The 18,998-nt window shown below is 66.0% G+C and carries 16 protein-coding genes; 6 read left to right on the plus strand and 10 right to left on the minus strand.

Annotated features, from left to right (window positions below; all coding sequences use genetic code 11):
• Positions 1-170: 170 nt before the first annotated feature.
• Complete coding sequence (locus EPA99_RS05330) at positions 171-1,862, minus strand: long-chain fatty acid--CoA ligase (protein ID WP_129470155.1); 1,692 nt, start codon at positions 1,860-1,862, stop codon at positions 171-173.
• 81 nt (positions 1,863-1,943) lie between these two features.
• Here EPA99_RS05330 and EPA99_RS05335 point away from each other — a divergent pair, with 81 nt between their 5' ends.
• A complete protein-coding gene (locus EPA99_RS05335) occupies positions 1,944-2,396 on the plus strand; it encodes a hypothetical protein (RefSeq protein WP_241688268.1) in 453 nt (150 codons plus the stop codon).
• 67 nt (positions 2,397-2,463) lie between these two features.
• On the opposite strand, the gene acnA is transcribed toward EPA99_RS05335, so the two are convergent.
• Entirely contained in the window at positions 2,464-5,232 is a 2,769-nt protein-coding gene (gene acnA / locus EPA99_RS05340) for an aconitate hydratase AcnA (RefSeq protein WP_129470156.1), read from the minus strand.
• 189 nt (positions 5,233-5,421) lie between these two features.
• On the opposite strand from acnA, the gene EPA99_RS05345 reads away from it, so the two are divergent.
• Genes EPA99_RS05345 through acnB form a run of 3 tightly spaced genes read left to right on the plus strand, consistent with a single transcriptional unit; the run spans position 5,422 to position 8,707 of the window.
• A complete protein-coding gene (locus EPA99_RS05345; RefSeq protein ID WP_129470157.1) occupies positions 5,422-5,652 on the plus strand; it encodes an AbrB/MazE/SpoVT family DNA-binding domain-containing protein in 231 nt (76 codons plus the stop codon).
• A 28-nt stretch (positions 5,653-5,680) separates the two neighbouring features.
• Positions 5,681-6,079 (plus strand): type II toxin-antitoxin system VapC family toxin, encoded by a 399-nt coding sequence (locus EPA99_RS05350; RefSeq protein ID WP_129470158.1) that lies wholly within the window; start codon positions 5,681-5,683, stop codon positions 6,077-6,079.
• 39 nt (positions 6,080-6,118) lie between these two features.
• Positions 6,119-8,707, plus strand: a complete 2,589-nt coding sequence (gene acnB, locus EPA99_RS05355) for a bifunctional aconitate hydratase 2/2-methylisocitrate dehydratase (RefSeq protein ID WP_129470159.1) — start codon at positions 6,119-6,121, stop codon at positions 8,705-8,707.
• A 661-nt stretch (positions 8,708-9,368) separates the two neighbouring features.
• Here acnB and EPA99_RS05360 read toward each other — a convergent pair.
• Genes EPA99_RS05360 through EPA99_RS05370 form a run of 3 tightly spaced genes read right to left on the minus strand, consistent with a single transcriptional unit; the run spans position 9,369 to position 11,547 of the window.
• Positions 9,369-9,977 (minus strand): lysogenization regulator HflD, encoded by a 609-nt coding sequence (locus EPA99_RS05360; RefSeq protein WP_129470160.1) that lies wholly within the window; start codon positions 9,975-9,977, stop codon positions 9,369-9,371.
• A complete protein-coding gene (gene mnmA, locus EPA99_RS05365) occupies positions 9,974-11,089 on the minus strand; it encodes a tRNA 2-thiouridine(34) synthase MnmA (protein ID WP_129470161.1) in 1,116 nt (371 codons plus the stop codon). Before mnmA ends, EPA99_RS05360 begins: the two co-directional genes overlap by 4 nt.
• Positions 11,086-11,547 carry an NUDIX hydrolase gene (locus tag EPA99_RS05370; protein ID WP_129470162.1) on the minus strand — a complete coding sequence of 154 codons (462 nt, stop codon included), beginning with the start codon at positions 11,545-11,547 and terminating at the stop codon, positions 11,086-11,088. Before EPA99_RS05370 ends, mnmA begins: the two co-directional genes overlap by 4 nt.
• A 167-nt stretch (positions 11,548-11,714) precedes the next feature.
• Between EPA99_RS05370 and clpS the strand changes: the two genes are divergently transcribed.
• Entirely contained in the window at positions 11,715-12,041 is a 327-nt protein-coding gene (gene clpS, locus EPA99_RS05375) for an ATP-dependent Clp protease adapter ClpS (RefSeq protein ID WP_129470163.1), read from the plus strand.
• A gap of 119 nt (positions 12,042-12,160) precedes the next feature.
• Complete coding sequence (gene clpA, locus EPA99_RS05380) at positions 12,161-14,446, plus strand: ATP-dependent Clp protease ATP-binding subunit ClpA (protein ID WP_129470164.1); 2,286 nt, start codon at positions 12,161-12,163, stop codon at positions 14,444-14,446.
• Between the two features lie 67 nt (positions 14,447-14,513).
• Here the strand turns inward: clpA and infA are convergent, their stop codons facing one another.
• From infA to trxB, 5 genes are all read right to left on the minus strand, one after another.
• Complete coding sequence (infA, locus tag EPA99_RS05385) at positions 14,514-14,732, minus strand: translation initiation factor IF-1 (protein ID WP_055943174.1); 219 nt, start codon at positions 14,730-14,732, stop codon at positions 14,514-14,516.
• A 78-nt stretch (positions 14,733-14,810) separates the two neighbouring features.
• Entirely contained in the window at positions 14,811-15,563 is a 753-nt protein-coding gene (gene aat / locus EPA99_RS05390) for a leucyl/phenylalanyl-tRNA--protein transferase (protein ID WP_129470165.1), read from the minus strand.
• Complete coding sequence (locus tag EPA99_RS05395; protein WP_129470166.1) at positions 15,560-16,687, minus strand: GNAT family N-acetyltransferase; 1,128 nt, start codon at positions 16,685-16,687, stop codon at positions 15,560-15,562. Before EPA99_RS05395 ends, aat begins: the two co-directional genes overlap by 4 nt.
• 206 nt (positions 16,688-16,893) lie before the next feature.
• The gene (locus tag EPA99_RS05400) at positions 16,894-17,781 is read right to left on the minus strand and encodes a metallophosphoesterase (RefSeq protein ID WP_129470167.1); all 888 of its coding nucleotides are present in this window, start codon (positions 17,779-17,781) and stop codon (positions 16,894-16,896) included.
• 24 nt (positions 17,782-17,805) lie between these two features.
• On the minus strand, positions 17,806-18,759 hold the full coding sequence (gene trxB, locus EPA99_RS05405) for a thioredoxin-disulfide reductase (protein WP_129470168.1): 954 nt from the start codon (positions 18,757-18,759) through the stop codon (positions 17,806-17,808).
• Positions 18,760-18,998 lie beyond the last annotated feature (239 nt).

Here is an 18,998-nt window from a genome sequence, read left to right on the forward strand (position 1 = left end):
ATTTCATGTGACGTGGGTCACGTCACATGCAAAATCTATACATGAACATCGCGTTCAGAAAGCGCTGACGACAGGTGGCAAGTCTGCTTTCGGTCGCAACTTGGCGACCAATGTACGGAAATGCGAGCTATGTCAACCAGGCAATTTTCATGCCAGGACCGCCGGGGCCGCTAATGCTGTGATGGCTTGCCGAGTTCGGCGTCGCGCAAGTCCTTGCGCAGGATCTTGCCGACATTGGTCTTGGGCAGCTCCTTGCGGAACTCGATCTGGCGTGGCTGCTTGTAGCCAGTGAGATTCTCGCGGCAGAACGCCTTGACCTGCTCGGTGGTCAGGTTCGGGTCCTTGGGCACGACGAAGAGCTTCACCGTCTCCCCGGAACGGTCGTCCGGCACGCCGATGGCCGCCACCTCCAGCACGCCGGGCATGCCCGCCACCACGTCCTCGATCTCGTTGGGATACACGTTGAACCCGGAGACCAGGATCATGTCCTTCTTGCGGTCCACGATGTAGAAGAAGCCGCCCTCGTCCATCTTGGCCATGTCGCCGGTGTGCAGCCAGCCATTGGCGTCGATGGCCTTGGCTGTTTCCTCCGGGCGCTTCCAGTAGCCCTTCATCACCTGCGGCCCCTTGAGGCACAGCTCGCCGACCTCGCCCACGCCCAGCGGTTGGCCAGCGTCGTCCATCACACAGGCATCGGTGGAAGGCACCGGCAGGCCGATGGAGCCGTTGTAGTCCTTGAGGTTCATCGGATTGATGCAGGCAGCCGGCGAGGTCTCGGTCAGCCCATAGGCTTCCACCAGCGTCACGCCGGTGACCTGCTTCCAGCGCTCGGCCACCGCACGCTGCACGGCCATGCCGCCGCCCAGGGTCATCTTGAGCCTGGAGAAATCCAGGGACTCGAAGCCCGGCGTGTTGAGCAGGCCGTTGAAGAGGGTGTTGACGCCGGTGATGGCGGTGAACCCGGAGGTCTTCAGCTCCTTGACGAAGCCCTTCATGTCGCGCGGGTTGGTGATCAGGTGGTTCAGTCCGCCGTTTTCCACGAACACCAGGCCGTTGGCCGTCAACGCGAAGATATGGTAGAGCGGCAGGGCGGTGATGATGACTTCCTTGCCCTCGTCCAGGCCCTGGCTGATCCACTCGCCGGCCTGCAGCATGTTGGCCACCAGATTGCGGTGGGTGAGCATCGCGCCCTTGGCCACGCCGGTGGTGCCGCCCGTGTACTGCAGGAAAGCGATGTCGTCAGGCTGGATATCCACCGCCGGCAGCGTGTGCCGGGCGCCGATGGACAGCGCATCGCGATAGCGCACGGCCTGCTTGAGGCTGTAGTCGGGCACCATCTTCTTGATGTACTTCAGGACGAAGTTGACCACCGGCCCCTTGGGGAAGCCGAGCAGGTCGCCCAGCCCGGTGGTGATGACCTGGCGCACCGGCGTGTCGGCGATCACCTGCTCGACGGTATGGCCAAAGTTGTCCACCACCACCAGCACGCTGGCGCCGGCGTCCACCAGCTGGTGCCTGAGTTCGCGGGGGGTGTAGAGCGGATTGACGTTGACCACGGTCAGGCCGGCGCGGAGCGTGCCGAAGATCGCCACCGGATACTGCAGGCAGTTGGGCATCATCAGGGCGACGCGGTCGCCTTTCTTCAGGCCCAGCTCGCCCAGCAGGTAGGCGGCGAACTGGCGGCTGAGCGTATCGATCTCGCCGTAGGTCAGGACCTTGCCGAAGTTGCGGAAGGCCGGACGGGCGCGATGCTTTTCGATGGCCTTGTCCAGCACGGACATGATGGAGCGATAGCCTTCCAGGTCCACTTCGTGCGGGACGCCGGCTGGATAGTTCTTGAACCAGGGACGGTCCTGAATCATGGTGTTGATTCCCCCCCAAGGGATGACAACGATGTGGCCTTGGCCACGAGTGGCATGAGGATACCGGGCCGAATGGAAATCGTGAAACCACGACCAAAGGCGCGTATGGGCTGGGCGGGCCTGTGTTTGCTGACGGCGCTGTCAGCTCTGCTGGCCTGCCAGCGCACGCCGCCGGAACAGCGCCTGCGCGAGCAGATCTCCCAATTGCAGGCGCAGGTCCAGGCCAGGCAGATCAGCAGGGTCATGGACGCCGTGGCCGAGGACTTCAGTGGCAACGACGCCATGGACAGGGCCACGCTGCACAACCTGCTGCGCGCGCAGGTCCTGTCCCGGCAGGCGGTCGGGGTCACGCTGGGGCCGGTCGCCGTGGAGGTGAAGGGCCAGACCGCCACGGCCAGCTTCGAGATGATCCTCACCGGCGGCAACGGTGGCTGGATCCCCGAGACCGGAGCGGCCTACCGGGTCGAGACCGGCTGGCGCGCCGACGGGCAGGACTGGAAGCTCTACAGCGCCAGCTGGCAGCGCAAGCTCTAGCGTTTTCCGTCCCGCATAAAAAAGAAGGCCGGACAGGCCGGCCTCCTTCTTTGCAGGACGCGCCTGCTCAGGCCGCTTTCTTCGCGGCGAGCTGGCGCAGCACGTAATGCAGCAGGCCGCCATGGCGGAAGTACTCCACTTCCTTGGGCGTCAGCAGCAGCACGCGGACCTCGAACTTCACCTCGGTGCCATCGCCCTTTCTGGCCACGACCTGCGCCGTCCGGGATTGGCCGTCTTCCAGGCCGGTCACGTCGATCACCTCCGAGCCATCCAGGCCCAGCGATTGCGCGTTCTGGCCGTCCTTGAACTGCAGCGGCAGCACGCCCATGCCGACCAGGTTGGAGCGGTGGATGCGCTCGAAGCTTTCGGCGATCACCGCCTTGACCCCCAGCAGGTTGGTGCCCTTGGCGGCCCAGTCGCGAGAGGAGCCGGTGCCGTACTCCTTGCCGGCCATGACCACCAGCGGCACGCCATCGGCCTTGTATTTCATCGCCGCATCGTAGATGGCCAGCTTCTCCGGCTCGCCGCCGGCCTTGGGGTAGTACAGGGCGTTGCCGCCTTCCTCGCCGCCGAACACCAGGTTCTTGATGCGGATGTTGGCAAAGGTGCCGCGCACCATGACATCGTCGTTGCCGCGACGGCTGCCATAGCTGTTGAAGTCGGCCGGCTGCACGCCGCGTTCCTGCAGGAAACGGCCCGCGGGCGAATCCTTCTTGATGTTGCCTGCCGGGGAGATGTGGTCGGTGGTGATCGAGTCGCCGAACAGCCCCATGATGCGCGCGCCGTGCACGTCGTCGATGCTGCCCGACTCCTTGGACATGCCTTCGAAGTAGGGTGGGTTCTTGATGTAGGTGGACTGGCCGTCCCATTCGTACAGCCCACCATCGGGCGAGGCGATGTTGTTCCAGCGGCTGTCGCCCTTGAACACGTCGGCGTAGTTCTTCGCGAACATCTCCGGGCCGATGGTCTTGGCGATGAAGTCGCCGATTTCCTTGTTGGTCGGCCAGATGTCCTTGAGGAACACCTCCTTGCCGTCCGCGCCGGTGCCCAGCGGCTGGGTGGTCAGGTCGATGTCGGTGGTGCCGGCGATGGCGTAGGCGACCACCAGCGGCGGCGAGGCCAGGTAGTTCATCTTCACTTCCGGATGCACGCGGCCTTCGAAGTTGCGGTTGCCCGACAGCACCGAGGACACCACCAGGTCGCCTTCGGCGATGGCCGCCGAGACATCGTCCGGCAGCGGCCCCGAGTTGCCGATGCAGGTGGTGCAGCCGTAGCCGACGACGTAGAAGCCCAGCTTCTCCAGGTCGTCCATCACCCCGGCCTTCTTCAGGTAGTCAGTGACCACCAGCGAGCCTGGGCCGAGTGAGGTCTTGACCCAGGGCGCGGCCTTCAGGCCCTTGGCTGCCGCATTGCGCGCCAGCAGGCCCGCGCCCAGCATCACCGCCGGGTTGGAGGTGTTGGTGCACGAGGTGATCGCCGCGATCACCACCGCGCCATCCTTCAGCTTCCAGCCGGCGCCGCTGTCGCCGGTGGACTCGCGGTGCGATTCCTTGGCGCCCACGGCGGTGCCACCGCCGCCTTCGTTGGCCAGGCGATCTTCCTGCTTGGCATCGCTCTTGCGCTTCTTCTCGCGCGCCTCGGCGAAGGGCACCAGGCTGTCGCGGTAGTTCTTTTGCATGTCGCTGAGCAGCACGCGGTCCTGCGGACGCTTGGGGCCGGCCAGGGACGGCTTGACCTCGCCCATGTCCAGATGCAGCGTGGCGCTGTACTCGGCATGCGGGCTGTCCGCGTCGTGCCACAGGCCCTGGGCCTTGGCATAGGCCTCCACCAGCGCAATCTGGTCCTCGCTGCGGCCGGACAGGCGCAGGTAGGTCAGCGACTCGGCATCGATCGGGAAGATACCGCAGGTGGCGCCGTACTCGGGGGCCATGTTGCCGATGGTGGCGCGGTCGGCCAGCGGCAGGTGCTGCAGGCCTTCGCCGAAGAACTCCACGAACTTGCCCACCACACCCAGCTTGCGCAGCATTTGGGTCACCGTGAGCACCAGGTCGGTGGCGGTGGCGCCTTCGGGCAGCTTGCCGGTCAGCTCGAAGCCCACCACCTGCGGGATCAGCATGGAAGAGGGCTGGCCCAGCATCGCCGCCTCGGCCTCGATGCCCCCCACGCCCCAGCCCAGCACGCCGATGCCGTTGATCATGGTGGTGTGCGAGTCGGTACCGAATACGGTGTCCGGATAGGCCAGGGTGGTGCCGTCGTGCTCGGCGGTCATCACCACGCGCGCCAGGTGCTCCAGGTTGACCTGGTGCACGATGCCGGTGTTGGGCGGGACCACCTTGAAGTTGTCGAACGCCTTCTGCCCCCAGCGCAGGAAGCTGTAGCGCTCGGCGTTGCGCTGGAATTCGATCTTGCCGTTGAGGTCCAGCGCATCGGGCTTGCCGAACACATCGACCTGGACCGAGTGGTCGATGACCAGCTCGGAGGGAATCTGCGGATTGATCTGCTCGGCGCTGCCGCCCAGCTTGACCACCGCATCGCGCATGGCCGCCAGGTCCACCACGCAGGGCACGCCGGTGAAGTCCTGCAGCACCACCCGCGCCGGCATGAAGGCGATCTCGGTATCCGGCTCGGCCTTGGCGTCCCACTTGGCAACTGCCTGGATGTGCTCGGGGATGACGCTGACCCCGTCCTCGCAGCGAAGCAGGTTCTCCAGCAGGATCTTCATGGAGTAGGGCAGGCGGGCGATGTCGAATTGCCGGCCCAGGGTGGGCAGGCTGTAATAGGTGTAGGACCGACCGGCGACATCGAGCTGGCTGCGGGTCTTGAAGGAATCGCTCATGGGCTTTGGCTCCTTGATCGGTGCGCGCGAGCCGCCGTGGCGGTGGGCTCCGAAAACTTGGCTGGATGACCTGTTGGTCGCGTCAACTATGGCGCCGCGGACGTGACAGGCAGGTTGTCGCTGCTGCGACGCCCAGCAGTATGAACCCAAAAGTATGTATAATTCATGCATACCTCATGGGGCATACCGATGGAAGCCACCGTTGCCGAACGCGGGCAGATCACCCTCCCCAAGGCCGTGCGCGATGCGCTCGGGCTGACCAAGGGCACCCAGCTCAAGGTCGAACTCGACGGCAGCCGCATCATCCTGCGCAAGAGCGTGGACGATGCGATCTCCAAGGCGCGCGGGCGTTTTGCGCTGGATGGCTTCGAGTCGGTCGAGGCGGCGGTCCGCGGCAGCCGCGAATCCTCGGAAGGCTGATCGCCATCGCCTTCGATAGAGCCCGCACGTGATCGCCATCGATTCGCCCGTCCTGATCGACCTGCTCGCCAATGGCCCGCAGGCAGATGCCGCCGAGGCCTGCCTGCGCCAGTGCCTGGGCAGTGGCCGGGTGGTGGTGTGCGACGTGGCCCTGGCCGAGATCTGCGCCTCGCTGCGCGGCGGGGCAGAGGCCTTGGGCGTGCTGGAGGAGATGGGCGTGCACTTCAGCCCGGTCGAATCCAAGTCCGCCCTGCGCGCCGGCGAGATGCAGCGCCGCTATCGCCAACGCGGCGGGGCCGGGCACACGCTGTCCGACTTCCTGATCGGCTCGCACGCCCTGCTGCAGTGCGATGCCTTGATCACCTACAGCCAGCCGTTCTACCGCGACTACTTCAAGGGCCTGAAGCTCATCCTGCCGCAGGCCTGATCCTTGACACCTAATGTCCGTCTCAACCGGGAGTTGACCATGTTGGAAGCCTATCGCCACCACGTTGCCGAGCGCGCCGCGCTTGGCATCCCGCCGCTGCCGCTGACCGCGCAGCAGACCGCCGAGGTCATCGAACTGCTCAAGGCCCCGCCGGCGGGCGAGGCCGAATTCCTGGTCGAGCTGATTACCCATCGGGTGCCGGCCGGCGTGGACGATGCGGCCAAGGTCAAGGCCAGCTATCTGGCCGCCGTCGCCTTCGGCACCGAGCAGAACACGCTGATCAGCCGCGAGCGCGCCACCGAGCTGCTGGGCACCATGCTGGGCGGCTACAACGTGCACCCGCTGGTGGAGCTGCTGGATGACGCCACCGTGGGCGCCATCGCCGCCAACGGCCTCAAGCACACCCTGCTGATCTTCGACGCCTTCCACGACGTCAAGGAAAAGGCCGACGCCGGCAATGCCAACGCCCAGGCCGTGCTGCAGAGCTGGGCCGACGCCGAGTGGTTCACCAGCAAGCCGGAAGTGCCGCAGTCGATGACGCTGACGGTGTTCAAGGTGCCGGGCGAGACCAACACCGACGACCTGTCGCCGGCACCGGACGCGACCACGCGCCCGGACATCCCGATGCACGCCCTGGCGATGCTCAAGAACAAGCGCGAAGGCGCGCCCTTCACCCCGGAGGAGGACGGCAAGCGCGGTCCGATCCAGCAGATCCTGGATCTGAAGGACAAGGGCCATCTGGTCGCTTACGTGGGCGACGTGGTCGGCACCGGTTCCTCGCGCAAGTCCGCGACCAACTCGGTGCTGTGGTGGACCGGCGAGGACATCCCGTTCATCCCCAACAAGCGCTTCGGCGGCGTGTGCCTGGGCTCCAAGATCGCCCCCATCTTCTACAACACGATGGAAGACGCCGGCGCGCTGCCGATCGAGCTGGACGTGTCGCAGATGGAGCTGGGCGATGTGATCGAGCTGCGTCCGTACGAGGGCAAGGCGCTGAAGGACGGCCAGGTCATCGCCGAGTTCCAGGTCAAGTCCGAGGTGCTGTTCGACGAAGTGCGCGCAGGCGGCCGTATTCCGCTGATCGTGGGCCGTGGCCTGACCGCCAAGGCGCGCGAGGCACTGGGCCTGCCGGCCACGGACCTGTTCCGCCTGCCGCAGCAGCCGGCCGATTCCGGCAAGGGCTACTCGCTGGCGCAGAAGATGGTCGGCCGCGCGATCGGCCTGCCGGAAGGCCAGGGCGCGCGTCCGGGCACCTACTGCGAGCCGAAGATGACCTCGGTCGGTTCGCAGGACACCACCGGCCCGATGACCCGCGACGAGCTGAAGGACCTGGCCTGCCTGGGCTTCTCGGCCGACCTGGTGATGCAGTCGTTCTGCCACACCGCGGCCTACCCCAAGCCGGTGGACGTCAAGACCCACCACACCCTGCCGGAGTTCATCTCCACCCGCGGTGGCATCTCCCTGCGTCCGGGCGATGGCGTCATCCACAGCTGGCTCAATCGCATGCTGCTGCCCGACACCGTCGGCACCGGCGGCGACTCGCACACCCGCTTCCCGGTGGGCATCTCCTTCCCGGCCGGCTCGGGCCTGGTCGCCTTCGCCGCGGCCACCGGCGTGATGCCGCTGGACATGCCTGAGTCGGTGCTGGTGCGCTTCAAGGGCAAGATGCAGCCGGGCGTGACCCTGCGCGACCTGGTCAACGCGATCCCGCTGTACGCGATCAAGGCCGGTCTGCTGACCGTGGCCAAGCAGGGCAAGAAGAACATCTTCTCCGGCCGCATCCTGGAGATCGAAGGGCTGCCGGACCTGAAGGTCGAGCAGGCCTTCGAACTGTCCGACGCCTCGGCCGAACGTTCTGCTGCCGGTTGCACCGTGCACCTGAATAAGGAGCCGATCATCGAGTACATCAACAGCAACATCACGCTGTTGAGCTGGATGATCGAGCAGGGCTACCAGGACGCACGTTCGATCCAGCGCCGCATCGACAAGATGAAGGAATGGCTGGCCGATCCGCAGCTGCTCAAGGGCGACGCCGATGCCGAGTACGCGGCGGTGATCGAGATCGACCTGGCCGACGTGCACGAGCCGATCCTGGCCTGCCCGAACGACCCGGACGATGTGAAAACCCTGTCCGAAGTGGCCGGCGCCAAGATCGATGAGGTGTTCATCGGTTCGTGCATGACCAACATCGGTCATTTCCGTGCCGCCTCCAAGCTGCTGGAAGGCAAGCGCGACATTCCGACTAAGCTGTGGGTCGCCCCGCCGACCAAGATGGATGCCGCCGAGCTGACCAAGGAAGGCCATTACGGCACCTTCGGCACCGCCGGTGCGCGCATGGAGATGCCGGGCTGCTCGCTGTGCATGGGCAACCAGGCGCAGGTGAAGGAGGGCGCCACGGTGTTCTCCACCTCCACCCGCAACTTCCCCAACCGCCTGGGCCGCAACTCCAACGTCTACCTGGGTTCGGCCGAGCTGGCCGCGATCTGCTCGCGCCTGGGCCGCATCCCGACCAAGGAGGAGTACATGGCCGATATCGGCGTGCTGGACGCCAATGCCGCGGACATCTATCGCTACATGAACTTCGACCAGATCGAGGATTACCAGGTCGGCGAGAAGACCGCGGCCTGAGTCAGGCCTTAAGGCAACACGGAAGCTGGCGAATGCGGTGACGCATTGGTTCACGCAGGCCTGCCGCACAGCGGGCAGGCCTGCGGCGGCTGAGCCGGCATGCCTGCGTGTTGCCGGCGGGGTGGTGGATGGAAGGGCGTCATCCACCCTACGTGCTGGGCCGGTACGCCCGCGGTGTTGGTCTTGCGGCGGTGGTGGATGAGAAGAGCGTCATCCACCCTACGGGCTTGCCCGCGGTGTGGTTTGCCGCGGTGGTGGATGGAAGAGCGTCATCCACCCTACCGTCGACCCCAGGTGCACGTCGTAGGGTGGACAACGCGAAGCTTGTCCACCGGGCAACAGGCCGCGACACGGCACCGAAGGTGCTCTCCCGGATCCACGTTGTGCACGCGATCAACTAGGTTCCAAAGCCTCCGATGCCAGTCCCCTGGCATCGGTTTTCTTTTGCCTACTCAACCGCGTCCGTTCGGCCTTCCCGGCGGAATCGATCACCCGCGCATCGAAGCCGTAGACACCAGGCGCGCGTCAGTAGAGAGATCCCCGATTGATCAGGTCACGTGGTGGATGCCGGGCATGGCGCCATCGCGCCGAGCCGGTGACCCGTGCGTTCAAAGGCTGATTCGAAGCTCGCAACCCGCGCCGCGCACCTGGCGGGAATGGCTCAAAGCAGCTTCTCGGCCTCGGCCGCCATGGCGCGGCGCGAGAACATGAAGTCCCACATCTTGCCGCCGCACTGGCGCCACAGCACCGCCGAGCGCAGCGCCGTCATCAGGATGGCGCGCACTTCGCTGACCACCCCGGGCTGGGCCAGGTAATGCGGATTGCCCGAGACCATCACCCGCGGACGCAGATGGCTGACCGTGTCGGCATACAGCGTGCCGACCGCGGCCAGCACGTCGGGATGGATGCTGCCGTCGGCCTGCGCCTGCGGCGCCAGGTCCTGCAGACCAGCGCGCACGGCCGCGGCCGTCTCGTCTTCTGCCACGAACCGGCGCTCCAGCTGCAGCACCGCCATCGCCAGCTTGGGCAGCGTGGGGTCGGCGAGCCGCCCCAGGCCATAATCGCGCACCAGTTGCAGCCCCGGTGCCAGTTCGCCCACGCGGCCGTACACCGCCTGCACCGACGGCGCGTCGATGCGGAAGATGCTGTCCATCAGGGTGCGCACGATGGGGCCGTCGTGTTCGCCGGTTTCGGCCACGCGACGGACCTGGGTCAAGGCCTGCATCAGGCCGGCCAGCGCCATCACACGGTCTTCGAGGGAATTGCTCAAGCTGCTTGCTCCATGATCTTGCGTTCCAGGGGGGCATCGGTCCGTGCGATGACCGCGCCGCCCAGGCACTGTTCCCCCAGGTACAGCACCACCGATTGCCCCGGCGTGACGGCACGCTGCGGCGTGGGGAAGTCCACCTCCAGCGTCCCGTCCGCGGCGACCGTGACCCGGCAGGGTTCGTCGGCCTGGCGATAGCGCGTCTGCGCGGTGCATTCGAACTGTGCGGCTGGCGGGCCGCCTGCGATCCAATGCGCGCGCTCGGACCATAGCTGCTGCGAGTGCAGATAAGGACTGCGCGTGTCCTGATCCACATACAGGACGTTGCGTGCCACGTCCTTGCCCACCACGTACCAGGGCGCCGCGGGCCGGCCCTTGACCCCGCCGATCTGCAGGCCTTCGCGCTGTCCCAAGGTGAAAAAGAACACCCCCGGGTGCCGCCCGATCACCGCACCCTGCGGGTCGCGCATCTCGCCTTCGCGCGCGGGCAGGTACTGGCCAAGGAAAGTGCGGAAATCGCGCTCACCGATGAAGCAGATGCCGGTGGAATCCTTCTTGTCGTGCGTGGGCAGTGCGGCCTCGCGCGCGATCCGGCGCAGGTCGGGCTTGTGCAGCTCACCCACGGGAAACAGCGTGGCCGCCAACTGTTCCTGGCCCAGCTGATGGAGGAAATAGCTCTGGTCCTTGCCGCGGTCGCGTCCGCGCAGCAGGCGCCAGGCGCCGTGGTGATGGGCGACCCGTGCGTAATGACCGGTGGCGATGCGCTCGGCGCCCAGCTCGCGGGCCGCGTCGAGGAAGTGCTTGAACTTGACCTCGCGATTGCACAGCACATCCGGGTTGGGCGTGCGCCCGGCGGCGTACTCGGCCAGGAAGTGCTCGAACACACCTTTCCAGTACGCGTCTGAAAAGTCGCGGAAATGGAACGGGATCCCCAGCCTGCCGCAGACGGCCACCGCGTCGCGGCGGTCATCGTCGGCACGGCACTCGCCGCTGCCATCGTCGGCCCAGTTCTGCATGAACAGGCCGGCGATCTCTTCCCCGCCATCGCGCAGGCGCAGGGCGGCCACGCTGGAATCCACGCCGCCGGACACGCCGACCACGGTGCGCACGCTCACGCCACGGCCTGGACGAGCCAGAGGGGATAGCGCTGCCCCGCCAGGTAGTCCTGCACGACCTTCCACACCAGCGGGCTGCGGTGGCGATCGGCCTGGGCCTGCAGCTCGGTGGGCGTCATCCAGATCGCCCGTTCGATCCCATCGTCGAGCCTGCGCTGCGGATGATGGCGCAGGGGCTCTCCAAAGAAGGCAAAGCGCAGGAATTCCTGCCCGCTGGGCGCGGTCCATTGATAGGCGCCGATGAAGCCGGTCAGCTCCACATCCCAGCCTGTCTCTTCCAGCGTCTCACGCACGGCGGCCTGGGCCAGGGTCTCGTCCGGGTCCAGGTGACCGGCAGGCTGGTTGAGTTGCAGGCGATCCGAGCCGGCGTACTCCTCCACCACCAGCAGCTTGCCCTCGCGCACCACCACGGTCGCCACGGTGACGTCCGGGTACCACGGGGCCTGTCCGGCGGCCATCAGTCGCACCTGGTCACGGGATGCGCCACCGGCACGGGGCACGCGCCGGGCCGGGGTGGGGAGGGTGAGCAGGAATACAGGGGCATCGGTCTCGACGGATCTGATGAACGGCGCAAATTGTGCGGCTCCAGCGCCGATGCGTCCAATCCGCTCCTTATAATTGCCCCATGACGCGCCAGAACCAGCACGAACACGAACACGACCATGGGGTCATGGTGGAGACCGGCAAGCCGGAAGTCGCGCCGCCGCCGCGCTACCAGGTCCTGATCCTCAACGACGACTACACCCCGATGGACTTCGTGGTGACCGTCCTGCAGCAATTCTTCAATCTGGACCTGGAAAAGGCGACCCAGATCATGCTGCACGTCCACACCCGCGGCCGCGGCGTATGCGGTGTCTACACGCGCGAGGTGGCTGAATCCAAAGTGGCACAGGTCAACGAATATTCGCGCATGAGCCAGCACCCGCTGCTATGCACGATGGAGAAGACCTGACCGGGGGCGCCGCGCCGAGGCCAATGGCGACGTTTCCTGAACACAGAAACCAGACGGTGTTGTGGAATTTGATCCGACTGGCCGCATATTGTCCTCAATAGGCAATTGGAGCCCCCACGATGTTCAGCAAAGACCTCGAACAGACCATTGGCCAGTGCTACAAGCGCGCCAGGGAAGCGCGCCACGAATTCATGACCGTTGAGCACTTGCTGCTGGCCCTGCTCGACAATCCCTCGGCCCAGGCCGTGCTCAAGGCCACCGGCGCCGATGCCGGCCGGCTGCGCAGCGACCTGGAGCAGGCCATCGAGGCTTCGGTCTCGCGCCTGGCCGAGGACGATGGCCGCGACACCCAGCCGACGCTGGGCTTCCAGCGCGTCCTGCAGCGCGCCGTGTACCACGTGCAGTCCTCGGGCAAGAAGGAGGTCAGCGGCGCCAACGTGCTGGTGGCCATCTTCGGCGAGAAGGACTCGCACGCCGTGTACTTCCTCAACCAGCAGGACGTGACCCGCCTGGACGTGGTCAATTACCTGTCCCACGGCATCGCCAAGCAGGGCGAGGAGGGCCTGGCGGCTCCCGGCCCGGACGGAGAGGCCCGCGCCAGCGAAGGCGGGGAGGCCGAGCCCAAGGGCGATGCCCTGGCCGAGTACGCCAGCAACCTCAACGAGGCGGCCCGCAACGGCAAGATCGACCCGCTGGTCGGCCGCGCCGAGGAAATCGAGCGCACCATCCAGGTCCTGTGCCGCCGCCGCAAGAACAATCCGCTCTACGTCGGCGAGGCTGGCGTGGGCAAGACCGCCCTGGCCGAGGGCCTGGCCAAGCGCATTGTCGACGGCGACGTGCCAGAGGTGCTGGAAGACGCGGTGATCTACTCGCTGGACCTGGGCGCGCTGGTGGCGGGCACCAAGTACCGCGGCGATTTCGAGAAGCGCCTGAAGGCGGTGCTGTCGGCGATGAAGAAGGTGCCGCACGCGGTGCTGTTCATCGACGAGATCCACACCATCATCGGTGCCGGTTCGGCCTCCGGCGGCACCATGGACGCCTCCAACCTGATCAAGCCAGCGTTGGCCTCGGGCGAGCTGCGCTGCATCGGTTCGACGACGTTCCAGGAATATCGCGGCATCTTCGAGAAGGATCGCGCGCTGGCGCGGCGCTTCCAGAAAATCGACGTGGTCGAGCCGACCATCGCCGAGACCTTCGAGATCCTGCAGGGGCTCAAGCCCAAGTACGAGGCGCACCACGGCGTGACTTATGCCGATGAGGCGCTGCAGGCCGCGGTGGACCTGTCGGTCAAGCATATCGGCGACCGCTTGCTGCCGGACAAGGCCATCGACGTGATCGACGAGGCTGGCGCCCGCCAGCGCCTGCTGCCGCAGGCCGAGCGCAAGGAGCTGATTGACACCGAGGAGATCGAGGCCATCGTCGCCAAGATGGCGCGCATCCCGGCCAAGCAGGTCAGCGCGACCGATAAGGATGTGCTGCAGCACCTGGAGCGCAACCTCAAGATGGTCATCTTCGGCCAGGATCAGGCGATCGAGTCGCTGGCCTCGGCCATCAAGCTGGCGCGCAGCGGCCTGGGCAACCCGGACAAGCCGATCGGCAACTTCCTGTTCGCCGGCCCGACCGGCGTGGGCAAGACTGAGGTCACCAAGCAGCTGGCCATGCAGCTGGGCATCGAGCTGGTGCGCTTTGACATGTCCGAGTACATGGAACCGCACTCGGTCAGCCGCCTGATTGGCGCGCCTCCGGGCTATGTCGGCTTCGACCAGGGCGGGCTGTTGACCGAGAAGATCGTCAAGACCCCGCACTGCGTGCTGCTGCTGGACGAGATCGAGAAGGCGCACCCGGACATCTTCAACATCCTGCTGCAGGTCATGGACCGCGGCATGCTGACCGATACCAACGGGCGCGAGGCCAACTTCAAGAACGTGATTGTGGTGATGACCACCAACGCCGGTGCCGCACAGGCCTCGCGCAGGAGCATCGGCTTCACCAAGCAGGATCATTCCAGCGATGCGATGGAGGTGATCCGTCGCGGCTTCACGCCGGAGTTCCGCAACCGCCTGGATGCGGTGGTGCAGTTCCAGGCACTGGGCTTCGACCACATCCTGCGCGTGGTGGACAAGTTCCTGATCGAGCTGGAAATGCTGCTGCACGAAAAGCACGTCAGCCTGAGCGCTACGCCGGAGGCGCGCGACTGGCTGGCGCAGAACGGCTTCGACCCGTTGATGGGCGCCCGCCCGATGGCGCGTGTGATCCAGGACCAGGTCAAGCGTCCGCTGGCCGACGAACTGCTGTTCGGCAAGCTGGTCAACGGCGGCAAGGTCACCATCGATGTGCGCGATGGCAAGTTGTCGGTGGAGACCCAGTCCGAGCCCGAGCGCCTGCTACCCGCGACGGTCGAATGACCGTCACTTGTGGCGAAACCAAAAAGGCGGCCCTAGGCCGCCTTTTTTGTTCAACAACTTACCGCAATCACTTCATGCGGTAGGTGATGCGACCCTTGGTCAGATCGTAGGGCGTCATCTCGACCTTGACCTTGTCGCCGGTCAGGATGCGGATGTAGTTCTTGCGCATCCGGCCGGAAATGTGCGCAATGATCTCGTGACCGTTCTCGAGCTTCACGCGGAACATGGTGTTGGGCAGCGTTTCGGCAACGGTGCCTTCGAATTCGATGGAATCGTCTTTCGACATGGAAACCTGTTGTCTGGGGCAGGCAAGCCTGCAAAGCCGGGTATTTTACCCGGACTTGCGCAGAGAGGCAAAATTCAGTTAAGCGGGCCCGGTGGCCTGGGCCAGCAGCGAGGCCTGACGCTCGCCAAAGGCCTCGGTCCAGAGGCCGGGCTGGCCCGGGCTTTCGACCAGCGGGGCGATGCGTCGCAGGAAACGCTCGCGCGGCAGCATCCGCGCGCCGAGGAAATCCAGGTGCGGGTTGTGCAGCTGCGCATCGATCAGCGGCCAGCCCCATTCCTGCAAGGTCATTGCCAGCATGGCAATGGCCACCTTGGAACCGCCACTGGCGCCGCTGAACATGCTCTCGCCGAAAAACATCCGGCCGATGGCCACGCCGTAGATGCCTCCGACCAGCGCCTGGCCGTCGAAGACTTCCACCGAATGCGCGTGGCCCAGCGCGTGCAGCTGGCAATAGGCCTGCTGCATCTCCCAGGTGATCCAGGTTCCGTCCTGGCCGGGCCGGGGCGCGGCGGCGCAGGCGGCAATCACCTGGTCGAACGCGGTGTCGGCCCGCACGATCCAGTCCGAATGGCGCAAGGCGCGCCTGAAGCGCGAGGACAGGCGCACCGCGTCGGTGGCGAACACCATGCGCGGGTCGGGCGACCACCACAGCAGCGGCTGGCCTTTCGAGAACCAGGGAAAGATGCCGCCACGATAGGCATTGAGCAAGCGCTGCGGCGACAGGTCCCCGCCCAGGGCCAGCAGGCCGTCCGGTTCGGTCAACGCCTGGGAGGCGGGCGGGAACGGCGATGCCGGGTCCGCGCCCAGCAGGAAGGGCAGCCGGCGGCTCACGGCGCGGGCGCCGTCTTGAACGGGCTGTGTGCCTGCAGGCTGCGGGCGTAGCGCAGGATCGCCTCGCGTTCCTCCCCGCACCAGCGGCCCAGCGCCTCAGCGAAATCGGGATCTGCGATCCAGTGCCGGCTGCGGACCAACTCCGGCAGGAAGCCCCGAGCGATCTTGTGTTCGCCCTGGGCGCCAGGCTCGAAACGGTCCAGGCCCTCGCGCAGGCAGTACTCGATCCCCTGGTAGTAGCAGGTCTCGAAATGCAGGCCGGGCAGGGTGCGGCTAGCCCCCCAATAGCGTCCGTACAGCGTGTCGGGACCGCGCAGATACAGGGCGCCGGCGATGGCCTCGCCCTCCAGTTCGGCAAGGACGATGACCAGGTTCCGCGGCATCTCGGCGGCAAGATGTTCAATAAATTCAATTGTCAGCGCAGGGGAGTTACCGTACTCGTTGAAGGTTTGCAGGTAGAACCCGTACATCGCCCGCAGGTCTTGCCTCGACGCCTGGTGGCCATCGACCGTGCGGAACCGCACGCCGGTGCTGGCCAGCTTGGCGCGTTCCTGCCGGATATTCTTGCGGTGCTTGTGGTCGAAATCGGCGAGGAAGCCGGAGAAGTCCTGCCAATGGCCGGGATTGCGCCAGTGGTACTGGACATCCAGGCGCTGCAGCCAGGTGCCTGGAAAGCTGGCCTCGTCCTGCTCGGTATGGAAGTTGATGTGGGCCGAAGACCAGCCTTGTTCGACGACATGGGCACTGATCGCGTCGAGCAGGCGCTGGCGGGTGCCCGCATCCGGCGCCAGCAGCCGCGGCCCGGTCACCGGGGAGTACGGGACCGCGCCCAGCCACTTGGGGAAGTAGTCCTGCCCATAGCGCGCATAGGCCTGGGCCCAGGCGTGGTCGAACACGAACTCGCCGTGCGAATTGGTCTTGCGGTAGCCGGGGACCGCGCCGAGCAACTGCCCGTCCTGCCACAGGGTCAGGTGGTGAGGCTGCCAGCCCCAATCCGGCCTCAGGCAGCCGTGCCGCTCGAGTCCGGCAAGGAAGGCATGGGCGATGAAAGGGTTGCGTCCATCGTGCAGGGCGTCCCACGCCTGGGCAGGGACATCGTCGAGAGAAGTCAGGGTGCGGAGCATGGCCCTCGATGCTACGGACCCGGACTCGACACGTCGATGAAGAAGGTGGTGCGGTGGTCAAGAATTGGCCGGGAGATCGGCACCGGATAGGGTCGCCATTACCGGGCTGCGAGGAAAGCTGGAGGACGCTGTGGGAGGCGGCTTCATGCTGCGCCTGGTCTGACAGATCGGCCGGTGCGAGCGGGACGCGCTCGGATGCCGCGATCCTACGGACGCAGCTCCAGCACATCGATGGTCGGGGGATTGAACAGCCGCAGGGGCAGTCCGATCTCGCCCGTGCCAGCCGTGGTGAACACACGCACCGGGCCTTGCGGAGTCTGCAGCAGCTGCTCGCCGCGATCAAAGCCGTACTGGCTTGGAATGACGCGCTTGTACAACCAGGGAATGCGGATCTGGCCACCGTGGGTGTGGCCCGAGAGCACCAGCGAGACACGCCTGGGCGGAAGTGCGACCGCGCTATCAGGGTTATGCGCCAGCACCAGCAGCGGGCCTTGCGGAGGCAGCGCCGTGAGGAACGAGGGGTCGTCCCGGTGCGCCCATCGATCCCCCAGGCCTGCAAGACGAAACCCCTTCAGCGCGACCTGCCGCCCCTCGACCACGGTGACGCCGTGAAGCGCCAGTGCGGTGCGGAGTTCGGCATCGATATCGGGGCCGGGCTTCTGCTGGTCATGGTTGCCCAACACGGCAAAGGCCGGGGCGCGCAACTGGGACAAGGGCGCGAACAGCGGCGCCAGCGCACTCCCTGCCGGTTCGTAGGTCAGGTCGCCCGCGATCAGCACCGCATCGACCTGCAGCGCGTTGATGCGCTCCACCAGCCGGCGCAGGTCCTGGCGGCCCTTGTAGACGCCCAGGTGAAGATCGCTGATGAGCGCCACGCGCGCCTGCGCGCCGGTGCCGGTTAGGGTGGTCCGTTGGACGCGGATCCAGTTTGGCTCGGCGAACCGCGCCCAGGCGAATACCGCACAGCCTGCCAGGAGCAGCGCCGCCAGCCAGCGGCCACGGCGGCGACGCCACTGCCAGAGCACCCAGAGTGCCAGTGGCCAGACCAGCCAGCTCCCGTAGTAGATGCACTGCTTGAGCAGCAGCTTGTCCATCTAGGCGTCCTGGGCTGGGCGCGCTTACTCCGCCTTGTCCAGGAAGCGTTCGGCATCCAGCGCGGCCATGCAGCCGAAACCGGCCGAGGTGATGGCCTGGCGGTAGTGCTGATCGGCCACATCGCCCGCGGCGAACACGCCCGGGACGGTGGTCTGGGTGGCATTGCCGTCCAGGCCGGACTGAATCTTCAGGTAGCCGTTGTTCATCTCCAGCTGGCCATCGAACAGGCTGGTGTTGGGCGTATGGCCGATGGCCACGAAGAAGCCATGCACCTTCAGGTCCTGGGTGCTGCCGTCCTGCACCGACTTGACCCGCAGGCCGGTCACGCCAGTCTCGTCGCCCAGGACTTCGTCCACCACGTGGTGCCAGACCGGAACAATCTTGCCGGCGTCGATCTTGGCCTGCAGCTTGTCCTGCATGATCTTCTCGGCACGCAAGGTGTCGCGGCGGTGCACCAGGTAGACCTTGTTGGCGATGTTGGACAGGTACAGCGCCTCTTCCACGGCGGTGTTGCCGCCGCCGACCACGGCCACGTCCTGCTCGCGATAGAAAAAGCCGTCGCAGGTCGCACAGGCCGACACGCCACGCCCCTTGAAGGCCTCTTCCGATTCCAGGCCCAGGTACTTGGCGGTGGCGCCCGTGGCGATGATCAGCGCATCGCAGGTGTACTCGGCGCTGTCGCCGATCAGCTTGAACGGGCGCTGGGACACGTCGGCGGTATGGATATGGTCGAAAATGACCTCGGTCTCGAAGCGCTCGGCGTGGGCCTGCATGCGCGCCATCAGGTCAGGTCCCATGAGCCCATGGGCATCGCCGGGCCAGTTGTCGACCTCGGTGGTGGTCATCAGCTGACCGCCCTGCTGCAGCCCGGTGATCACCACCGGCTTGAGGTTGGCGCGGGCGGCGTAGACGGCGGCGGTCCAACCGGCCGGGCCAGAGCCCAGGATCAACAGGCGGCTGTGCTTGGAAGTGCTCATGTATACTCGAAATGGTTGAAAAAACAGGCGATGGCGCGAGGATTGGGCGCATCTTGCAGGGCCATAGAGTGGCGATGCGGGGGTGTCGAATCAAGGCGCACGAATGGAATGCGCCGGTCCGCAGGCATCGGCGGGCGTCACCCGGCAACGCCGCACCCGCGGCGTTTTTTGTGGTCGCCCCAGCATGCGGTGCAGGCTGTAATGCCTCGGCGATTCGTTTAACATCAACGACTAACGGA

The sequence above is a fragment of the Pseudoxanthomonas composti genome, assembly GCF_004122095.1.
Lineage (GTDB): Bacteria > Pseudomonadota > Gammaproteobacteria > Xanthomonadales > Xanthomonadaceae > Pseudoxanthomonas_A > Pseudoxanthomonas_A composti.